Annotated in this window: 19 protein-coding genes and 1 pseudogene; 13 read left to right on the top strand and 7 right to left on the bottom strand. The window is 66.2% G+C overall.

The genetic code is table 11. The annotated features are described in order from the left end of the window. The first annotated feature begins 75 nt into the window (after positions 1-75). The 3 genes from AU198_RS14820 to AU198_RS14810 all read left to right on the top strand — a co-directional run bounded on the left by AU198_RS14820 (position 76) and on the right by AU198_RS14810 (position 3,789). A complete protein-coding gene (locus tag AU198_RS14820) occupies positions 76-843 on the top strand; it encodes an SDR family NAD(P)-dependent oxidoreductase (protein ID WP_064348912.1) in 768 nt (255 codons plus the stop codon). A 71-nt stretch (positions 844-914) separates the two neighbouring features. Next, entirely contained in the window at positions 915-2,651 is a 1,737-nt protein-coding gene (gene poxB / locus AU198_RS14815; RefSeq protein ID WP_064348911.1) for a ubiquinone-dependent pyruvate dehydrogenase, read from the top strand. A gap of 73 nt (positions 2,652-2,724) precedes the next feature. After that, positions 2,725-3,789, top strand: a complete 1,065-nt coding sequence (locus AU198_RS14810) for a phosphotransferase family protein (RefSeq protein WP_064348910.1) — start codon at positions 2,725-2,727, stop codon at positions 3,787-3,789. Here AU198_RS14810 and AU198_RS14805 read toward each other — a convergent pair. Further along, positions 3,786-4,535 carry a sulfite exporter TauE/SafE family protein gene (locus AU198_RS14805; protein WP_064348909.1) on the bottom strand — a complete coding sequence of 250 codons (750 nt, stop codon included), beginning with the start codon at positions 4,533-4,535 and terminating at the stop codon, positions 3,786-3,788. The two genes, AU198_RS14810 and AU198_RS14805, sit on opposite strands and share 4 nt — an antisense overlap. A 76-nt stretch (positions 4,536-4,611) precedes the next feature. Beyond that, positions 4,612-5,304 carry a PAS and ANTAR domain-containing protein gene (locus AU198_RS14800; protein WP_353612090.1) on the bottom strand — a complete coding sequence of 231 codons (693 nt, stop codon included), beginning with the start codon at positions 5,302-5,304 and terminating at the stop codon, positions 4,612-4,614. 262 nt (positions 5,305-5,566) lie between these two features. Between AU198_RS14800 and AU198_RS14795 the strand changes: the two genes are divergently transcribed. Further along, positions 5,567-6,061 (top strand): 2-isopropylmalate synthase, encoded by a 495-nt coding sequence (locus tag AU198_RS14795; RefSeq protein ID WP_197416117.1) that lies wholly within the window; start codon positions 5,567-5,569, stop codon positions 6,059-6,061. Positions 6,062-6,156: 95 nt separating this feature from the next. Here the strand turns inward: AU198_RS14795 and AU198_RS14790 are convergent, their stop codons facing one another. Further along, on the bottom strand, positions 6,157-7,641 hold the full coding sequence (locus tag AU198_RS14790; protein WP_064348908.1) for a cytochrome P450: 1,485 nt from the start codon (positions 7,639-7,641) through the stop codon (positions 6,157-6,159). Positions 7,642-7,759: 118 nt separating this feature from the next. Between AU198_RS14790 and AU198_RS14785 the strand changes: the two genes are divergently transcribed. Both AU198_RS14785 and AU198_RS14780 read left to right on the top strand, forming a co-directional pair. After that, positions 7,760-8,395 (top strand): TetR/AcrR family transcriptional regulator, encoded by a 636-nt coding sequence (locus AU198_RS14785; RefSeq protein WP_064348907.1) that lies wholly within the window; start codon positions 7,760-7,762, stop codon positions 8,393-8,395. Positions 8,396-8,420: 25 nt separating this feature from the next. Continuing rightward, positions 8,421-9,281 carry an SDR family oxidoreductase gene (locus AU198_RS14780; RefSeq protein WP_064348906.1) on the top strand — a complete coding sequence of 287 codons (861 nt, stop codon included), beginning with the start codon at positions 8,421-8,423 and terminating at the stop codon, positions 9,279-9,281. On the opposite strand, the gene AU198_RS14775 is transcribed toward AU198_RS14780, so the two are convergent. The 3 genes from AU198_RS14775 to AU198_RS14765 are packed head-to-tail and all read right to left on the bottom strand — an operon-like array spanning position 9,278 to position 12,188. Continuing rightward, positions 9,278-10,468, bottom strand: a complete 1,191-nt coding sequence (locus AU198_RS14775) for an AAA family ATPase (protein WP_064348945.1) — start codon at positions 10,466-10,468, stop codon at positions 9,278-9,280. The genes AU198_RS14780 and AU198_RS14775 overlap by 4 nt on opposite strands. A 1-nt stretch (position 10,469) precedes the next feature. Beyond that, positions 10,470-11,540: a DNA polymerase IV gene (locus AU198_RS14770; RefSeq protein WP_064348905.1), complete on the bottom strand. Its 1,071-nt coding sequence runs from the start codon at positions 11,538-11,540 to the stop codon at positions 10,470-10,472. Between the two features lie 39 nt (positions 11,541-11,579). Then, positions 11,580-12,188, bottom strand: coding sequence for a TetR/AcrR family transcriptional regulator (locus AU198_RS14765; protein WP_064348904.1), 609 nt, complete (start codon positions 12,186-12,188; stop codon positions 11,580-11,582). Positions 12,189-12,278: 90 nt separating this feature from the next. Between AU198_RS14765 and AU198_RS14760 the strand changes: the two genes are divergently transcribed. From AU198_RS14760 to nrdE, 4 genes are all read left to right on the top strand, one after another. Further along, positions 12,279-12,830 carry an NAD(P)H-dependent oxidoreductase gene (locus AU198_RS14760; protein ID WP_064348944.1) on the top strand — a complete coding sequence of 184 codons (552 nt, stop codon included), beginning with the start codon at positions 12,279-12,281 and terminating at the stop codon, positions 12,828-12,830. Between the two features lie 494 nt (positions 12,831-13,324). Then, on the top strand, positions 13,325-13,573 hold the full coding sequence (locus tag AU198_RS14755) for a redoxin NrdH (RefSeq protein WP_064348903.1): 249 nt from the start codon (positions 13,325-13,327) through the stop codon (positions 13,571-13,573). A gap of 38 nt (positions 13,574-13,611) precedes the next feature. Further along, on the top strand, positions 13,612-14,055 hold the full coding sequence (gene nrdI / locus AU198_RS14750) for a class Ib ribonucleoside-diphosphate reductase assembly flavoprotein NrdI (RefSeq protein ID WP_064348902.1): 444 nt from the start codon (positions 13,612-13,614) through the stop codon (positions 14,053-14,055). Then, a complete protein-coding gene (nrdE, locus tag AU198_RS14745) occupies positions 14,022-16,190 on the top strand; it encodes a class 1b ribonucleoside-diphosphate reductase subunit alpha (RefSeq protein ID WP_156431613.1) in 2,169 nt (722 codons plus the stop codon). Before nrdI ends, nrdE begins: the two co-directional genes overlap by 34 nt. A gap of 75 nt (positions 16,191-16,265) precedes the next feature. Here the strand turns inward: nrdE and AU198_RS14740 are convergent, their stop codons facing one another. Further along, positions 16,266-16,571, bottom strand: coding sequence for a hypothetical protein (locus AU198_RS14740; protein WP_064348900.1), 306 nt, complete (start codon positions 16,569-16,571; stop codon positions 16,266-16,268). A gap of 183 nt (positions 16,572-16,754) precedes the next feature. Here AU198_RS14740 and AU198_RS14735 point away from each other — a divergent pair, with 183 nt between their 5' ends. From AU198_RS14735 to AU198_RS14725, 3 genes and pseudogenes are all read left to right on the top strand, one after another. Next, positions 16,755-17,240, top strand: coding sequence for an MTB12 C-terminal domain-containing protein (locus AU198_RS14735; RefSeq protein ID WP_064348899.1), 486 nt, complete (start codon positions 16,755-16,757; stop codon positions 17,238-17,240). A gap of 7 nt (positions 17,241-17,247) precedes the next feature. Further along, positions 17,248-17,940 carry an ABC transporter ATP-binding protein gene (locus AU198_RS14730; protein ID WP_064348898.1) on the top strand — a complete coding sequence of 231 codons (693 nt, stop codon included), beginning with the start codon at positions 17,248-17,250 and terminating at the stop codon, positions 17,938-17,940. After that, positions 17,937-18,468: pseudogene (locus tag AU198_RS14725) on the top strand (hypothetical protein); the annotation flags it as partial. The gene AU198_RS14730 and the pseudogene AU198_RS14725, both read left to right, overlap by 4 nt.

The raw sequence follows: 18,468 nt of genomic DNA, 5'->3' as shown, positions 1-18,468 counted from the left end.
CGACGGGCTTACCGAACGATGACGTCAGCTAGGTTGCTTTACGAATCGAGCTCTTTTTGGAAAGGGGAGACCCAGGTGGAGATTTCTGGCAAGAAGGCCATCGTCGTCGGCGGAGCGTCGGGCTTCGGCAAGGCGACGGCCGAGTTGCTGGCTCAGCGAGGCGCGGACGTGGCGGTTCTGGACCGTCCGCAGTCGAAGGGCAAGGAGGTGGCCGACGCGATCGGCGGCTCCTTCTTCGAGGTGGACGTCACCGACTTCGAGGGCACCGAGAAGGTGCTGCAGCAGGCGATCGACAACCTCGGCGGGCTGCACATCATCGTGACGACGGCCGGCGGCGGCGCCGCCGAGCGCACGGTCAAGAAGGACGGACCGCACAGCCTCGACACCTTCCGCAAGTGCGTCGACCTCAACCTCATCGGCACGTTCAACATCAGCCGGTTGGCCGGTTGGCAGATGAGCCAGCAGGACCTCGTCGATGACGAGCAGGAAGAGCGCGGCGTCATCATCAACACCGCCTCGATCGCGGCGTTCGAGGGCCAGATCGGTCAGGTCGCCTACACCGCGTCGAAGGCCGCGATCGCCGGGATGTGCCTGACGATGGCCCGCGACATGGGCAGCCTGGGCATCCGGGCGCTGGCGATCGCGCCGAGCCTGTTCGCCACCGGCCTGACCGAGGGCATCCCCGACGAGTTCGCCAAGGCGCTGACCAAGGACGCGGCGTTCCCGAAGCGGCTCGGCAAGCCCGAGGAGTACGCCAAGCTGGTGGCCGCGATCGTCGAGAACCCGATGCTCAACGGCCAGTGCCTGCGTCTGGACGCCGGCCAGCGCTTCGCCCCCAAGTAATACGACGCGACTTGTGCACGTTTAGGAGCGCTCACCGCTCCTAGACGTGCACAAATCGCTAGCCTGTCGGGGTGGCGACCTTCGCCGATCACCTCATCGACACCTTGAGGCTCAGCGGTGTGCGGCGCGTCTACGGCCTGCCGGGCGACAGCCTCAACGGCTTCACCGATGCGATCCGCCGCTCGGGTGAAATGAGTTGGGAGCACGTCCGCCACGAGGAGACCGCCGCATTCGCCGCGGCCGCCGACGCGGCCATCACCGGCATGCTCTCGGTCTGCGCGGGTAGCTGCGGGCCGGGCAACCTGCACCTGATCAACGGCCTGTTCGATGCCCACCGCAGCCGCGTGCCCGTCCTCGCGATCGCCGCGCACATCCCGCGTACCGAGATCGGATCGGACTACTTCCAGGAGACGCACCCGCAAGACCTGTTCCGCGAGTGCAGTGTCTACTGCGAGCTCGTCAGTACACCGGAGATGGCCCCGCGCATCGTCGAGATGGCGATGCGCGCCGCGGTCGAAGAGAACGGCGTCGCGGTGGTCGTGATCCCGGGCGAGATCTTCGGCGACCGTTCCGACGCGTCGAGCTGGAACACTCGTGCCGTGCGGCCGACCCGGTCCGTTGTGCGCCCCGACGACGAGTCGCTGCGTCAGGCGGCGACGATCCTCAACGACGGGCGCGCCGTCACCATCCTGGGAGGGGCCGGCGTCGCGGGGGCCCACGATGCGCTCATCCGCGCGGCGGGCACACTCAACGCGCCGGTGGTACATGCGCTGCGCGGCAAGGAGTTCATCGAATACGACAACCCGTTCGACGTCGGTATGACCGGACTGCTCGGATTCGCGTCCGGCTACAAGGCCATCAAGGAGTCCGACGTTCTGCTGATGCTGGGTACCGACTTTCCGTACCAGCAGTTCTATCCCGACCATGCGAAGGTCATCCAGGTCGACATCCGCGGGCGCCACCTCGGTCGCCGGGTGCCGATCGACCTTGGTCTCGTCGGTACCGTCGTCGATACCCTCGACGCGCTGCAACCGTTGCTGCAGGACAAGACCGACCGCGAACACCTCGACCGGTCGCTGAAGCATTACCGCAAAACCCGCCGGAGGCTGGACGACCTGGCCGTCAATGACCGCGACCGCCAGCCCATCCGGCCGGAATTCGTTGCGGGACTTGTCAATCGGCTCGCTGCCGACGATGCGGTGTTCACCGTCGACGTCGGTTCACCGGTGGTGTGGGCGGCGCGCTATTTGAGCATGAACGGTCGCCGCCGGTTGATCGGGTCGTTCAACCACGGCACGATGGCGTGCGCGTTGCCGCTGGGCATCGGGGCGCAGTCCGTCGATCGCGACCGCCAGATCGTGGCCCTGGCCGGCGACGGCGGGTTGACGATGCTCTTCGGTGAACTCGTCACGCTGATCCAGAACGGGCTCCCCGTCAAAGTGGTCGTCTTCAACAACTCGTCGCTGAACTTCGTCGAGTTGGAGATGAAGGCGGCCGGCATCGTCAACTTCGGCACCGACCTCGTCAATCCCGACTTCGCTGCTGTCGCAACGGCGATGGGCATCTTCGGCCGACGGGTGGAGCAGCCTGCGGATCTCGAATCGGCCTTGGCCGACGCGTTCGCCCACGACGGCCCGGCGGTCGTGGATGTCGTGACCGCGCGTCAGGAACTGTCGATACCACCGACGATCACCGCCGAGCAGGCCAAAGGCTTTTCGCTGTATGCGATCAGGACCATCCTCGCGGGTCGGGCGGACGAGTTGCTGGATCTTGTGACGACGAACGTGGCACGCCGAATCCTGGACTGATCGCGCAAGCCTGCCTGGCCTACGAAGGCTGACTCCCGTGCCGCTCGCGCGGTCGACCTGACACGATGTCTACATGCCCGACGACGCGCATCAACTCCCGACACTGAGCCACGATGACCAGGCCGCGCTGCAGCAGTGGGTGCGCGCGCAGGGTCTGGGGACGACCGTCAGCGACGTCGAACCGCTGACCGGTGGGACGCAGAACATCGTGGTGCGGTTGCGGATCGACGACCGGCCCATGGTGCTCCGTCGGCCGCCGGCGCACCCGCGGCCGACGAGCGACAAGACGATGCTGCGCGAGATCGCGGCGTTGCGAACGTTGGCGGGCACGCCCGTGCCGCACCCCGGATTCATCGCCGCTTGTGAGGATCTCAGCGTCCTCGGCGTGGTCTTCTATTTGATGGAAGTGGTCGACGGCTTCAACCCCGGCGACGACATGTCCGAGGCGTATGTGCGCGATCCGGCGATGCGCCATCAGGTGGGGTTGTCGTACGCGGCGAGCCTGGCCGCGCTCGGGCAGGTCGAATGGGAGGGTAGCCCGCTCGCCGAACTCAAACGGCCCGGATCCTTTCTGGAACGCCAGGTTCCGCAGTTCCTGCGGCTGCTCGAGAGCTATCGACACGACCGATACGACCCCGAGTCGCTGGCTGTCACCGAACTCGCCGAGTGGTTGGCGTCGAACCTGCCGCCGGAGGGCCGACCGGGCGTGCTGCACGGCGACCCGCATCTGAGCAATGTGTTGCTGCGTCGCGACAAGCCCGAGGTGGCGGCGTTCGTCGACTGGGAGATGTGCACGATCGGTGACCCGCTGCTCGACCTGGGCTGGATGTTGATCTGCTGGCCGCTGGAGACCAACACGATCACCGCGGGCGCAGAACTGGCCGCGCTCGGCGGGCTCGCCACCCGTCGCGAGCTCCTCGAGGCCTATCTCGAAGCGGGGGGACGCGAAACACCAAGTCTCGATTGGTATATCGCGATGGCCTGCTTCAAACTCGGGATCGTCATCGAGGGCACATGGTCGCGGTTCCTGGTCGGTCAGGCCAGCCGGGACGCGGGGGAGCGGTTGCACGCCAACGCCCAGAACCTCATCGACCTCGGCAAACGGGTGATCAAGGGCGACAGCCCCTTCCAGCTCTAGGCGTAGGTATCGAGGGCCAGCTGGACAGCCAGCGCCACGCCGGCCGCGCCGATCATCACGCGCAGCGGCCCCGCGGGTGCGTGCCGCACGACCACCGGCCCGAGCCGGGACCCGATCAGACAGCCCAGGCCCAGCACCAACATCGCCCCCCACTGCACCGGCGCCAGCACCGCGAAGACCACGGCCGCCACGAGGTTGGCCACACCGAGGATCACGTTCTTGCCCGCGTTGGCCTCCGCGAGCGAGGCGTGGCCGGTGCGCAGGAGGAGCGCCAACAGCAGCACACCCGCGGCCGCGCCAAAATAGCCGCCGTAGATACAGATCAAGAACACGGCGGTGGCCTCGATGAACACCACCGCACGGCGACGCCCCGCGCTCGGTTCGTCACGGGGAGCCCGGCGGGGCAACAGGATCGCGACCGAGGCGATACCGAGCAGAATCGGCACGGATCTCTCGAAGCCCTCGGCGGGTGTGGTGAGCAACAGCGCGGCGCCGGCCACGCCGCCGAACACCGCGATCGGCGCGGTGCGCAGAATCCACCGGCCTTGCCCCTCGAGTTCGGGGCGCGAACCCAACACCGAGCCGATGCCGTTGAACACCAGCGCCACGGTGTTCGTCACGTTGGCGGTCACCGGGGGCAACCCGAAGAGCAGCAGCGCGGGATAGGTGGCCACCGAGGCGAGCCCGGCGATGCTGCCGGTGAGCCCGCCGAGAACGCCGGCGGCGAACAGCAGGGCCCACGTCATCGGAGGTCACGCTACGGCCAGGGCGCGCCAATCGAAGATTCGTGGCGCTGTGATGTGCCTCGCTCAGCTCGGCCGGTCAGCAGGCGTTGCTGCGCTCGTCGCCGTGGCGCCCGATCCGCCGATGCGACGTGAGCAGCAAATGGTCGGCCCGCTGGCGCACCTCATGGGGCACTTTCAGCTCGGCGGTGAAGTCGTCGACGAGCTGCGCGGCCAGCACGCGCAGTTTGGTGTTGGTCTCCTGGGAGCGCCACACGAGAATGTCGAAGGCCCGCTCGGCGGTGATGGCGTACGTCATCATCAGCACGCCTTTGGCCTGTTCGATGATCGCCCGGTGCTCGGTGAAGTCGGCGATGGCGGCGTCGACCGTCGCCGTGTCGTCGACGTTGCTCAGATCGACGTACAGGCCCTGGGTGCCGATGACCTCGCCGTCGTCATCACGCAAGCGTTCCCCGATGACGAGAACGGGGTGGACGTTGCCGTGGGTGTCGATGATGCGGTGGCGGCTGCTGAACGGCCGGCCCTGGCCGGTCACCGTCTCGATCAGCAACGCGACACTGGCCGCATCGTCGGGGTGCTTGTGCGACAGCACCAGCGAGGTGCTGGGCGCCGCCTCCCCGGACGGATAGCCGTGCATCCGGGCGACCGCGTCGGACCACTCCCAGCGGTCCTCGGCGCGGAAGTAACGGAACGAGCCCACGCGTTCGCCGGCGGACACCTCTGTGTCGGCCCGCATCGACGCCACGCGGCTGCCTGCACCCTCGTTTCGCATGCGTCCCCCCAGGTCATCCGGACTCCAGAAGTAGGAAGACACCTTTTCAGAACACCCGGCAGAAGAACAGTCGGAATGCGAAGGTTGCGGAGTCAGTTTGCGAAAGGTTTCTCCTTTGCGGCCCAGTCGGTGGTTGTCTACGATCGAACGCGTGCCGAGGCGACTCGTAGTAGCAACCCGCAGCGGGGTCTGATCCTGACCGACCCCTCGCTGTGGGTCGTCGCTACGTAGTCGGTCATCTCTTCGAAGAAAAGACCGGCACATGATCTCTGCAACAGAATCCGCTACCAGCGCACCGTCGACGTTTGCGGCATATCTGGACGCCCCGCCGCCCCGTGGTCTGCGCAAGGAGGCCGACGCGATGTCCTTCGAGACGTTTCTCGCCGAGTACGCACCTGCTTCGGGGCCCCTGAGGCTGGGCAACTGGAGCTGCGCCGACGGCGATCGTCCCGCCACCCGGCTGGGGCCCCAGGCCCGCAACTATCAGGCGACGCTCGCCATCGGAGACCGGATCTGTACGACGTCAGCGGCGGCGCCGGGTCCCGTCGCCGCGCTGACCTCGATGCTCTACGACCGCGGCATCTCGGTGGAGATGACCGCGTTTCACCAGGTGAACGCCGGTGAGCGCACCGCCACCTTCATCCGCGGCTCCGACGGACTGAAGTCGGAGTGGGCGATGGGGCTGTCCGAGGACGCGACGCAATCGGCGTTGAGCGCCGTCATCGCGTGTGCGAACCGTCTCCTGGCGGCGTCCTGATCGCTGACTGATCGCGCCCTGGTCCGCGAAATTGCGTTCCCGCAGGCCGTCACTCGACCTTTCGCTGCCGGAACGCAATTTCGCGGCAACGAGGCTCAGTGCAGCGGGCGCAGCACGATGTGCATGCCGTCCTTGGGCACCGGCATGCCGCCGTAATCCCATTCCGTCGTGTAGTCCGGGCGGGGCAGTTCGAGCCGGTACTTACGCAGCAGCCGGTGCAGGATCGTCTTGACCTCCAGCTGCCCGAACGTCATGCCGATGCACTTGTGCGCCCCGCCGCCGAAGGGGCTGAACGCGTAGCGGTGCTGCTTGTGCTCGTTGCGCGGCTCGGTGAACCGCAACGGGTCGAACTTCATCGGGTCGGGGTAGAACTCCTCGAGACGGTGGTTCATCCCCGGGTACGCGATGACGTTGGTGCCCTTGGGCAGGTAGTAGCCGAGCAATTCGGTGTCGCGCACGGTTTGCCGCATGGCCCACTGCACCGGGGTGACCAGACGGATCGACTCGTTCATCACCAGATCCAGCGACTCGAGCTTTTCGAGGGACTCGATATCGGCCGGCCCGTCACCGAGGCGATCGGACTCCTCGCGGCAGCGTTCCTGCCACTCGGGGTGCTTGGCCAAGTGGTAGATCATCGTCGTCGCGGTCGATGTCGACGTGTCATGCGCGGCCATCATCAGGAAGATCATGTGGTTGACGATGTCCTCGTCGGAGAACTTGTTGCCGTCCTCGTCCTCGGTATGGCACAGCACCGTCAACAGATCCGAGCCGTCCTTGCCGCGGCGTTCCTTGACCCGCTCCTCGAAGTAGTCCTCGAGCAGCTTGCGGGCCTGCATGCCGCGCCACCAGGTGAACGGGCGCACGGGTTTGCGGATGATGGCGTTGCCGGCGCGGGTCGTGGTGGTAAATGCCTGGTTGACCTTGGTCACCAGTTCCTTGTCGGAGCCGGGCTCATGGCCCATGAAGACCATCGAGGCGATGTCGAGGGTCAGCTCCTTCATCGCCGGGTACATCAGGAAACGCCCGTCGTTGACGACCCAGTCGTTGGCGATCACCTGGGAGACCACCTTGTCCACCTGCTCCTGGTAACCGACCAGGCGGGTGCGCACGAACGCCTCCTGCATGATGCGCCGGTGGAACATGTGCTCCTCGAAGTCGAGCAGCATCAAGCCGCGATGGAAGAACGGGCCGATCACCGGAACCCAGCCCTGCTGCGAGAAGTCCTTGTTGCGGTTGGAGTAGACGGCCTGCGCGGCGTCGGGCCCGAGGGCCGCGACGGCGGGCAGCGCGGGCGAGTCGGCGTAGTACAGGGGGCCGTACTTGCGGTAGACGTGCAGCAGGTAGTCGGGTCCGCCGCGGAACATCTCGATCATGTGTCCGATGATCGGCAGACCGGCGTCGCCGATCACCGGCTTGAGATCGCTGCCAGCGGGTGGGGTGGCCATCGGTTTCTGCGGGAAATCCGTGTTGAGCAGCTTGCGCTCCACGAGTCCCATGCCGGGGAAGTTGTTGAACGACGGGGTGAGCCGGCGCTTGGCCTGGTCGAGCAGATAGTCCGTCGTGCTGATCGTCGCGGTCATTCACAAGCTCCTGATGAAAAAGAATGTGGCCGTTGTCACTCTCATCACCATCCTGGATGGCAGACTTGACGCATGTCAAGTTTTGTTCTGACGCGCTGCGGTGCGAAGGTCTAGGGCGATGAGCGCCCAACCAGCATCGCAAACGCGTCGGAGCCGCGGTGACCGGCAGCGCGACGCGATCCTCAACGCCGTGCGCGAGCTGGTGCAGGAACAGCCGTTCGCGAACCTGTCCGTCAGCGCCATCAGCGAACACGCCGGCGTCGCCCGCTCCGGGTTCTACTTCTACTTCGACTCCAAGTACGCGGTGCTCGCCGAGATCCTGGCAGGCGCCGGCGAGATGCTCGACAGCCTGACCCACCACTTCGCACCCCGGGAGCCGGGGGAGACGCCGGAGGCCTTCGCGAAGCGGATGGTGGGCAGCGCGGCGGCGGTGTACGCCAACGACGATCCGGTACTGACCGCGTGTGCGGTGGCCCGCAACACCGACGCCAAGATCCGCGAGATGATGGACGACTTCTACGACGGCATCATCGACAAGCTGATCGCGCTGCTCGAGAACGACGCCGACGCCCGCCCGATCTCCGAGGACCTGCCCGCGCTCGTGCGGACACTGGCCGCGACGACGACGATGACGCTGACGCACGACAGCACCTTCGTCGGCCGCGGCATCGACCCCCGCCGGGCCGTCGACACCCTCGAGCGGCTGTGGGTGGCGGCGTTCTGGGGACACATCCAGCCATCTGACGATCGCTAGGGCGGGAATCAGTATCCTCACCGCCATGGCGCACACCGGGTATGCGAACAAGCGTTGCTTTCTGACCGGGGCCGCCAGCGGCATCGGCCGTGCGACCGCGTTGAAGCTGGCCACCGAGGGCGCCGAGCTCTATCTGACCGACCGCGACGCCGAAGGTCTGGAGAAGACCGTCGCCGACGCGCGCGCCTTGGGCGCCGAGGTGGCCGAATACCGCGCTCTCGATATCTCCGACTACGACGCGGTGATCGCGTTCGCCGACGACATCCACTCGCGTCATCCCGCGATGGACATCGTGATGAACATCGCGGGGGTGTCGGCGTGGGGGACCGTCTCGACGCTGACGCACCAGCACTGGAGGTCCATGGTCGACATCAACCTGATGGGACCGATCCACGTCATCGAGGCGTTCGTGCCGCCGATGGTCGCGGCCGGCACGGGCGGTCACATCGTCAACGTGTCCTCGGCGGCGGGGCTGGTCGCGCTGCCCTGGCATGCGGCCTACAGCGCGAGCAAGTTCGGACTGCGCGGGATGTCCGAGGTGCTGCGTTTCGATCTGGCGCGACACCGGATCGGGGTTTCGGTGGTGGTTCCAGGCGCGGTGAAAACGCCTCTGGTGCAGACGGTTCAGATCGCCGGCGTCGACCGCGAAGACCCGCGGGTCAAGAAGTGGACCGACCGCTTCAGCGGGCACGCGGTCTCGCCCGAGCGCGCCGCCGAGTGCATCCTCAAGGGTGTGCGTCGTAACCGGTTCCTGATCTACACCTCAGCCGACATCCGGGCGCTCTATTTGTTCAAGCGCACCATGTGGTGGCCTTACAGCGTCGCGATGCGCCAGGCGAACGTGTTGTTCACCAAGGCGCTGCGGCCCTCGGCGCACCGCGGTTAGCGCGTACCCCAGTCCCACGGCGGCATGGTGAGCATGCCGAGGCCATCGACCCGTGTCTCGCCGAGGTCCTTGTACAACGGGATCTCCACCGCGGACGCTTCGGTCTCGGCGGCATCGCCCACAGCAACGGCGTTGAGGTGTCCGAGCAGCGCCTTGGAATGAGTGACGACGACGACCTGGGTGGTGTCCGCCGCGGCGCGGATCAACGACGCCAGCGGGCCCACCAGGTCCGGGTGCAGAGACGTCTCCGGTTCGTTGAGCACCATCAGCGACGGCGGCCGCGGGCTCAGCAGCGCCGCGGCCCACAGAAGGAATCGCAGTGTGCCGTCGGATAATTCGGTGGCCCGCAGCGGGCGCAGCATACCCGGCTGATGCAGCTGCAGGTCGAACAGCCCGTCGTGCACGGCAATCGACACCGTCGCCCCGTCGAAGGCCTCGGCGATCGCCCGGTGCAGCTCGTCGTGGCCGGCCTCGATGATGGTCTGGATCGCGGCGGCCAGGTCACTGCCGTCGTCGGAGAGCACGGGCGTGCGGGTCCCGACGGTGCGCTGCCGCGAGGGTGCTGCGGCGTCGACGCGGAAGCCGTCGTAGAACCGCCAGTTACGCAACCGGTCCCGCACCGCCGCAAGCTCCGGGTGCGCACCGGGATGGGCATACTCGGCCAGCACGCTGCGGTGGGCCGGAAGGGCTTGCGTCACCTTGTCGAATCCGCTGCCGGATTCGGCGCGCGCCTCGACGTAGTCGCGGGTGCGGCGCACCAGCGTCGAGCTGTTGCGCATGACGGGCCCGGCGAACACCGCCTCACGTTTGATCTCCGGGTCGAGCGAGAACAGCGACTGATGTCCCGCCATCTGGGGAAGGCCGAGGTCGACGAGATAGCCGAAATCGTCGGCTGCGAACCCCATCTCGAGGGACGCCGGACCTGTGCGGGTCGTGCCTTGAACCTGTCCGGTGCGGCGCGCCCCGCCCAGTTGTTCGGGGCCCGCCCACAGGACCGACTGCAGCCCGCCCTCGCGGGCCAGCGATCCGATCACCTCACCGCGGCCGCAGTCGGCGAGCAGGCGCAACGCGCGATACAGCGACGACTTACCCGTTCCGTTGGCGCCGGTGATGACGGTGAGCCCCGCGAGCGGTAGCACGATCTCGCGCAGTGAGCGATATCCGCGGATCGCGACCGTGGTGAGCACCTCAGTACCCGCCTTCCGGTGGCGCCAGTTCGAGTCGCACACCCAACAGCCGGACGGGGCGGTCGAGTTCGAACTGGCCGAGTATCTCCAGTGCCGTTCGCGTGATGAGGTTCTCGTCCACCGTGGGTTGGGGCAGTTTGCGGATCTTGGTCCTGGTGTAGAAGGTCTTGGTTCGGACCGTCACCGCCACCCGGGTGACGACCCGATGCTGCTCGACGACCTCGGTCAGTGTCTGTCGCGCCAAATCGATGACGGCGGAACCCATCTCGTCGCGCTCGGTGAGGTCGCGGGGGAAGGTGATGACGTGACTGCGAGAGCGCGGCACCCACGGTGCGGCGCTGACGTCTTTGTCGCCGCCGCCCTTGGCGAGCAGCAGAATCCACAGACCGGTGGTCGGGCCGAACGCCTCGGTGAGCACCGTCGCGTCGGTGCCGGCCAGATCGGCGACGGTGCCGATGCCCATCCCGGCAAGCCTTTTCGCTGTCTTCGGGCCGATCCCCCAGAGGGCCTCGACCTCCCGGTCGCCCATGACGGCCATCCAGTTCTCGTCGGTGAGTTGGTACACGCCCGCCGACTCGCCGGGTTCGGGTCCCGGCTTGCCGAAGCCGGTCGCGACCTTGGCGCGTTGTTTGTTGTCGCTGATGCCCACCGAGCAAGTCAGACCGGTCTCAGCGGCGATCACCTCGCGGATCCGCTCGGCGAGTTCGTACGGGCTGTGCGTGTCGTCCAGGTCGGCGCCGACATAGGCCTCGTCCCAACCCCATACCTCCACCGGATATCCGAAGTCGCGCAGCACGCCCATGACCTCCTCGGAGGCCTCGTCGTAGGCGTCGGTGTCCAACGGAAGGAACGTCGCATCCGGGCACTTTCGGGCGGCGGTGCGCAGCGGCATGCCCGCCCGCACGCCGTACGTCCGGGCCGGATAGGACGCGCACGTGACGACCTTGCGGGGCTCGTTCGGGTCTCCATTGCCGCCGACGATGATCGGCTGCCCGGCCAGTTGCGGGTTGCGCCGGATCTCGACCGCGGCTTGGAACTGGTCGAGATCGACATGCAGGACCCAGCGTCTCATCGGGCGCTCATCGGGGTCGTCTGCTCTTCGCGCAAGCGCTCATCGGCCACACAGCTTGCGCGCCACCGACTCCCACGCATCACCGAGCGACTCGATCGTCGCGCCGCGCTCATGGAGCTGATGCTGCACGTAGTCCGCGTCGAGCAATGCCACCAGCGCGGCGGCCTGCGCATCGAGATCACCGGTCGTGCCCGCGGACTCCAACAAAACCCGCACATGCCGGTGATGCAGTGTCGCGGGGGCGTTGAACCGCGTCTGGGGATCCCGGTTGGCGTCGGACAGCAGTGCGTGATGTCTGTGCACGAATGTCAGCCGATCTCGCCCGTAGGCCAGCAGTCGTTCGAGCGGCGGCGCGCCCGGACCAAGAGGCGGCGGTCCGAACAGGAACGCTTCCTGATGTGCTTTCTCGTCCTCGTCGAGCAGCACGATCATCAATCCCGCGCGGCTGCCGAACCGGCGGAACAAGGTGCCCTTGCCAACGCCTGCCGCGGTGGCGATGTCGTCGGTGGTGACCGAGTCGGCACCCCGCTCGGCGATGAGCCGGCGTGCGGCGTCCAGAAGTAGGGTGCGGTTGCGGGCGGCGTCCCCACGTTCATGGGGAGTTTGGTCGGTGACCGGCAGCTCGTTGAGCGGACGAGGAGCGGCCATGTCAGCAGTTTAGTTCAGGCGGAATCAATCGGACCGCAGTCCGGTTATCTTGTGCGAGGATTTCCACCGGCGACCGAAGGGATGGCAAAGATGTCGGACACCGAGAACGTGAATGTGCTGGTTCTGCTGGGTAGCCTGCGTGCGGCGTCGATCAACCGGCAGTTGGTCGACCTCGCGCTGGAAACCGCTCCAGACGGTGTCCGTCTGCAGTTCTTCGACAGGCTGGGTGAGCTGCCGTTCTACAACGAGGACATCGACAACGATGACGTCGCCGAACCCGTGGCGGCGCTGCGTCAAGCGGCCGCCGATGCGGATGCCGCGCTGGTCGTGACCCCTGAATACAACGGCAGCATTCCGGGCGTGCTCAAGAACGCGATCGACTGGTTGTCGCGGCCCTACGGCAGCAGCGCGCTCAAAGACAAGCCGCTCGCGGTCGTCGGCGCGGCACTCGGGCGGTATGGCGGCCAGTGGGCGCATGACGAGACGCGTAAGAGCTTCGCCATCGCCGGACCGCGGGTCGTCGAGGATCTCAAGCTGTCGGTGCCGAGCAAGGCGTTCGACGGGAGGCATCCGCGCGAGAACGCCGAGGTGGCCGCGAACCTGCGCGATGTCATCGGCAAATTGGTCGCCGAAACCGGCTGACCGTCGGGCGCGCACAGAGCCGTCGGCGGGGTTGAATCGACCGGCCGACGGCTTTGCTGGTGAGGTTCGGCGCTCGGCTTGGTTGTCGGTCCCGGCTGCTATATCTACCGCATGGCGCACCGCATCGAGCGAGGCGCGCGTGACGCGCCCGCAGTGTGACGTGCGACACGCCGGGGCGCGGTGGCCAGAAGAGCTTACGACCTGGGAATTCCAGAATTGTTATTCAGAACATTTGGTATTCCTTCGCAATGTCGGACACTAGGTGTAGTGTTTCGAGCACCGACAGGCCCCACGATTCCCAAGCCTTCCGAGCGTCGGCCGGAGCCCCCGAACCCGGTTGTATGGGTCTTCCCAGACACACCGACGGTGGCCTCGGACGGCAGGAATTTTCCGGGCCTCCGGGCTGCTGAAATTCAATGAATCTCGGCAACAAGAAGTGTCCGACCAGTTGCCAGCCAGCGTGCAGGGCCAGTTGTAGAGGAGCCGTACCGCAGATGACTCAGCACTCGATCACCGTGTACACCAAGCCCGCATGCGTGCAGTGCAACGCCACCTACAAGGCGTTGGACAAGCAGGGCATCGCCTACGAGACCGTCGACATCAGCCTCGACAGCGAAGCCCGCGACTACGTGATGGCGCTGGGTTACCTGCAGGCCCCCGTCGTCGTGGCCGGCAACGAGCACTGGTCGGGCTTCCGCCCCGACCGCATCAAGGCGCTCGGAGCGGTCGCCGCGACGGCTTAGACGACTCAGGGGTACTCGACGGGCAGAAAGGGGGACGCGTGAGCAACCTCGTGTACTTCTCCAGCGTCTCGGAGAACACCCATCGCTTCGTCCAGAAGCTGGGCCTGCCCGCCATCCGGATTCCGCTGCACGGGCGCATCGAGGTCGACCAGCCCTACGTGTTGGTCCTGCCCACCTACGGCGGTGGGCGGGCCACACCGGACATCAACGACGGTGGCTATGTACCCAAGCAGGTCATCGCATTCCTCAACAACGAACACAACCGGTCGTTGATCCGTGGCGTGATCGCGGCGGGCAACAACAACTTCGGCGCCGAGTTCGCCTACGCGGGCAATGTCGTGTCCCGCAAGTGCGGCGTCCCGTACCTGTACCGCTTCGAACTGATGGGAACCCCGGACGACGTCGACGCCGTCCGTTCGGGTTTGGAAGACTTTTGGAAGGACCAGACGTGTCACCAACCGTCACAGCTGCAGAGCCTGTAACCTCCGCGCCGGCAACGCTGCCCGGCGAGACGGATTATCACGCGCTCAACGCGATGCTGAATCTGTACGACGCTGACGGCAAGATTCAGTTCGACAAGGATGTGCTTGCCGCGCGCGAGTACTTTCTGCAGCACGTCAACCAGAACACGGTCTTCTTCCACAATCAGGACGAGAAGCTCGACTACCTGATCCAGAAGGAGTACTACGAGCGTGAGGTGCTCGACCAGTACTCGCGTAACTTCGTCAAGACGCTGCTGGATCGGGCGTACGCCAAGAAGTTTCGGTTCCCGACGTTCCTCGGCGCGTTCAAGTACTACACCTCCTACACGCTCAAGACCTTCGATGGAAAGCGCTACCTGGAACGCTTCGAGGACCGCGTGGTGATGGTGGCGCTCACCCTGGCGGTCGGCGATACCACGCTGGCCGAGAAGTTGGTCGACGAAATCATCGACGGCCGCTTCCAGCCTGCCACACCGACTTTCCTGAATTCAGGGAAGAAGCAGCGCGGTGAGCCGGTTTCGTGCTTCCTCCTTCGCATCGAAGACAACATGGAGTCGATCGGCCGCTCGATCAACTCGGCACTGCAGCTGTCCAAGCGTGGTGGCGGAGTCGCGTTGCTGCTGACCAACATTCGTGAGCACGGCGCCCCGATCAAGAACATCGAGAACCAGAGCTCGGGCGTCATCCCGATCATGAAGCTGCTCGAAGACTCGTTCTCCTACGCCAACCAGCTCGGTGCCCGTCAGGGTGCCGGCGCGGTGTACCTGCACGCCCACCATCCCGACATCTACCGGTTCCTCGACACCAAGCGCGAGAACGCCGACGAGAAAATCCGGATCAAGACGCTGAGCCTGGGGGTGGTGATCCCCGACATCACGTTCGAGCTGGCCAAGAAGAACGAGGACATGTACCTGTTCTCGCCCTACGACGTCGAACGGGTCTACGGTCTGCCGTTCGCCGACATCTCGGTCACCGAGAAGTACTACGAGATGGTCGACGACAGCCGAATCCGCAAGACGAAGATCAAAGCGCGCGAGTTCTTCCAGACGCTGGCCGAGCTGCAGTTCGAGTCGGGCTACCCGTACATCATGTTCGAGGACACGGTGAACCGGTCGAACCCGATCGACGGCAAGATCACCCATTCGAACCTGTGCTCGGAGATCCTGCAGGTGTCGACGCCGTCGGAGTTCAACGAGGACTTGTCCTACAAGAAGATCGGCAAGGACATCTCGTGCAACCTGGGTTCGTTGAACATCGCCAAGGCGATGGACTCGCCGGACTTCGCGCAGACGATCGAGGTGGCCATCCGTGCGCTGACCGCGGTGAGCGATCAGACGCACATCACTTCGGTGCCGTCGATCGAGCAGGGCAACAACGACTCTCACGCGATCGGTCTCGGGCAGATGAACCTGCACGGGTACCTGGCGCGTGAGCGGATCTTCTACGGCTCCGAAGAGGGTGTGGACTTCACCAACATCTACTTCTACACCGTGCTCTATCACGCGCTGCGGGCGTCGAATCGCATTGCGATCGAACGCGGTACGGCGTTCAAGGGCTTCGAGAAGTCCAAGTACGCGTCGGGGGAGTTCTTCGACAAGTACACCGAGCAGGTCTGGGAGCCCAAGACCGACAAGGTCCGTCAGCTGTTCGTCGATGCCGGCATCCGAATCCCCGATCAGGAGGACTGGAAGCGGCTCAAGGAGTCGGTGCAACAGCACGGCATCTACAACCAGAACCTGCAGGCGGTGCCGCCGACAGGGTCGATCAGCTACATCAACCACTCGACTTCCTCGATCCACCCGATCGCGTCCAAGGTCGAGATCCGTAAGGAAGGCAAGATCGGCCGCGTCTACTACCCGGCGCCCTACATGACCAACGAGAACCTGGAGTACTTCCAGGACGCGTACGAGATCGGGTACGAGAAGGTCATCGACACCTACGCCGCGGCCACCCAGCATGTGGACCAGGGCTTGAGCCTGACGTTGTTCTTCAAGGACACCGCCACCACGCGCGACGTCAACAAGGCGCAGATCTACGCCTGGCGCAAGGGCATCAAGACGCTGTACTACATCCGGCTGCGCCAGATGGCCTTGGAGGGCACTGAGGTGGAGGGCTGCGTCAGCTGCATGCTGTAGACCGCCCCGCCGAGTGTCGGGTTGAGACACGCTGTGTGCGGATCGACCGTGCATTGATCCGACACTCGGCGAACGTCACTGACCCATGACGTAAATGGGCAGGCGGTCCACCCGCGTCAGCACCGGGTGCTTCGGCGGAACGCCGGGGCCGGTCTGGGCCTCCTCTGGCTTCGCTTCGTGGTCTATCCAGCATTCGCCGGTGCTCTCGTCGTAGTCGCCGCCGTAGAACACGCAGCACACGCCGAGACCGTCGGTGTCCTGGTGCTCGGCCGCGCATTCCCAGAAGTCGTCGCTGACGGGAGCCGCGCCGGCCGTCGCGGCCAGTCCGACGGCCGCGGCGGCTGTCGCCGCGAGCGTGCTCAGAAGTCGTGTGAGGGTCATGCGTATGAGCCTGCTGCGTCGGGGTCCGTCGGGAAACGGGGTGCGCGCCGCAACCCGCCAGGTCCCGATCAGGGGATGGCGCCACGAGCGAGTAGGGGATCTGGGGGCGAGGTAAGGCTTGCCTCAGCTCAAACTGGCGTTTACATTAACCGCAAAGATTTCCTCTAAATAGGAGTCCGGTTGATGCTCAGGCGCCTGTGCGTTCTCGCGGCGACGTTGGCCGCCGCCGCTTTGTTCGCTCCGGGGGCCCACGCGCAGCCTGCCCCGGACCAAGAACCGCCCGCGCTAGACCACGGGTTCGCCATCACCTCGGAGGTGCCGACGCTCGAGGAACTCGACGCCCAGATCCGGCTGCTGGTCGGCACTCCGGCGCCGGACGCGGTGAAAGCCGCTCAACTCGAGGGCGGCAGCCGGGCGGTGGTGGTGCCGAAGATGGTCTACCGGATCGGCTTCTTCCGCCCGCCTCGCGGATCGAGCCAGGTGACCGGTCCCGAAACCCACGACGGTGACCGCCACACCGCGGTCATCAACGCCAGCAGGCAGGGGGCGCCGACCGTGCGCGTGGAAGCCGAATGGCGCCGAATCGACGGTCGCTGGAAGCTGGCCAGCAAGTCGCTGTGCAACGGCATCAAGACCCTCGGTCTGCCCATCCCGTGCAATTTCGAATGATGTCCGCGTGATCGAAGTCGTTGGATTGACCAAGTCGTTCGGCCCTCACCGCGCCATCGACGACGTCACCGTCACCTTTCCCGCCGGCTCGGTCACCGCGCTCCTCGGGCTCAACGGCGCGGGCAAGACCACTCTGCTGCGCGTGCTGGCCGGGCTGACCCGTCCCGACAGCGGAACGATCTCGGTCTGCGGGCGGCGCCCCGGCCGCGACCCGCGCCTGCTGGGATTTCATCTGGGTCCGACCGCCATGGACCCCCGTCACACCGTGCGACGCCATTTGTCGTGGCTCGCAGCGCTTTCCGGTATCGACGGCGCCCGCCTCGACGAGGTGCTCGGCGAGGCCGAATTGTGCGACTACCGGTCGACGCACATCGACCGGCTGTCCCTCGGCCTGCGCCAGCGCGTGGCGATCGCGGCCACACTGCTGGCCGACCCGCAGACGCTGCTGTTCGACGAACCCCTCAACGGACTCGACGTTCCCGGCATCGTCTGGTTCCGATCCCTGCTTCGTCGACTCGCCGACCAGGGCCGCACGGTCGTCGTCGCCACCCATCTGCTCGGCGAAGTGGCGCTGACCGCCGATCACGTCGCGGTGCTCAGCCACGGACGGATGCAGGCCGCCGGCGAACTGGCGCAGTTGACGCCCACCGGCGCCGACACCCGGGAGTGGCTCGAGGCGACGCTGTTGGAGTGCGCGTGAGTACCGCCGCGGTGGTGCGCAGCGCGCGCGCCGAGATCATCCGCACCGGCGGGCGCAGTCGGCTGTGGACGGTGGTGGCGCCCGCGGCGGTGATCGTTCCGGTGGTGATCACGTTCGGCATCGCGCTGGTCGCGGAGTCGTTCGCGCGTATCCCGGGCCAGATCTCGGTACTGCAGGTGACGACGTCGAACGCCGCCTACTGGGTCATCACGATCACCGTCGCGCTGGTCTCCGTTGCCGGAGCCGACGGCCAGGCCGCCGAAAGCCGTTATGACGCGGGCGAACACGTGCGCCTGGCCATACCGCAGGCTTGGCCGGTGCTGCTGGGCCGGTGGGTGTTCTACGGTGCTCTGGGCGCGCTGGTGGCCGTCGCGACTCTTGTCGTGGTGCTCGTGGGGCTGCCGGCCGTCGCGCCCCTGGTTTATGGACCGGTGTCGCGGGGACCACACACGAGGGGGGGGGCACGGTGGGGCGGGGGGGGGGGGGGGGCAGGTTGTGGGGGGGGGGGGGGGGGGGGGGGGGGGCCCC

This window comes from Mycobacterium sp. GA-1199 (assembly GCF_001500045.1).
Taxonomy (GTDB): domain Bacteria; phylum Actinomycetota; class Actinomycetes; order Mycobacteriales; family Mycobacteriaceae; genus Mycobacterium.
The sequence above is the reverse complement of the archived record's forward strand: the minus strand, read 5'-3'. Positions and strand labels throughout refer to the sequence as shown.

Excerpts from the sequence above, each read along its gene's own strand:
- AU198_RS14810 (WP_064348910.1), top strand. The coding sequence starts at position 2,725 with ATGCCCGACGACGCGCATCAACTCCCGACACTGAGCCACGATGACCAG.
- AU198_RS14805 (WP_064348909.1), bottom strand. The coding sequence starts at position 4,535 with ATGACGTGGGCCCTGCTGTTCGCCGCCGGCGTTCTCGGCGGGCTCACC.
- AU198_RS14800 (WP_353612090.1), bottom strand. The coding sequence starts at position 5,304 with ATGCGAAACGAGGGTGCAGGCAGCCGCGTGGCGTCGATGCGGGCCGAC.
- AU198_RS14795 (WP_197416117.1), top strand. The coding sequence starts at position 5,567 with ATGATCTCTGCAACAGAATCCGCTACCAGCGCACCGTCGACGTTTGCG.
- AU198_RS14790 (WP_064348908.1), bottom strand. The coding sequence starts at position 7,641 with ATGACCGCGACGATCAGCACGACGGACTATCTGCTCGACCAGGCCAAG.
- AU198_RS14785 (WP_064348907.1), top strand. The coding sequence starts at position 7,760 with ATGAGCGCCCAACCAGCATCGCAAACGCGTCGGAGCCGCGGTGACCGG.
- AU198_RS14780 (WP_064348906.1), top strand. The coding sequence starts at position 8,421 with ATGGCGCACACCGGGTATGCGAACAAGCGTTGCTTTCTGACCGGGGCC.
- AU198_RS14770 (WP_064348905.1), bottom strand. The coding sequence starts at position 11,540 with ATGAGACGCTGGGTCCTGCATGTCGATCTCGACCAGTTCCAAGCCGCG.
- AU198_RS14765 (WP_064348904.1), bottom strand. The coding sequence starts at position 12,188 with ATGGCCGCTCCTCGTCCGCTCAACGAGCTGCCGGTCACCGACCAAACT.
- AU198_RS14760 (WP_064348944.1), top strand. The coding sequence starts at position 12,279 with ATGTCGGACACCGAGAACGTGAATGTGCTGGTTCTGCTGGGTAGCCTG.
- AU198_RS14755 (WP_064348903.1), top strand. The coding sequence starts at position 13,325 with ATGACTCAGCACTCGATCACCGTGTACACCAAGCCCGCATGCGTGCAG.
- AU198_RS14740 (WP_064348900.1), bottom strand. The coding sequence starts at position 16,571 with ATGACCCTCACACGACTTCTGAGCACGCTCGCGGCGACAGCCGCCGCG.
- AU198_RS14735 (WP_064348899.1), top strand. The coding sequence starts at position 16,755 with ATGCTCAGGCGCCTGTGCGTTCTCGCGGCGACGTTGGCCGCCGCCGCT.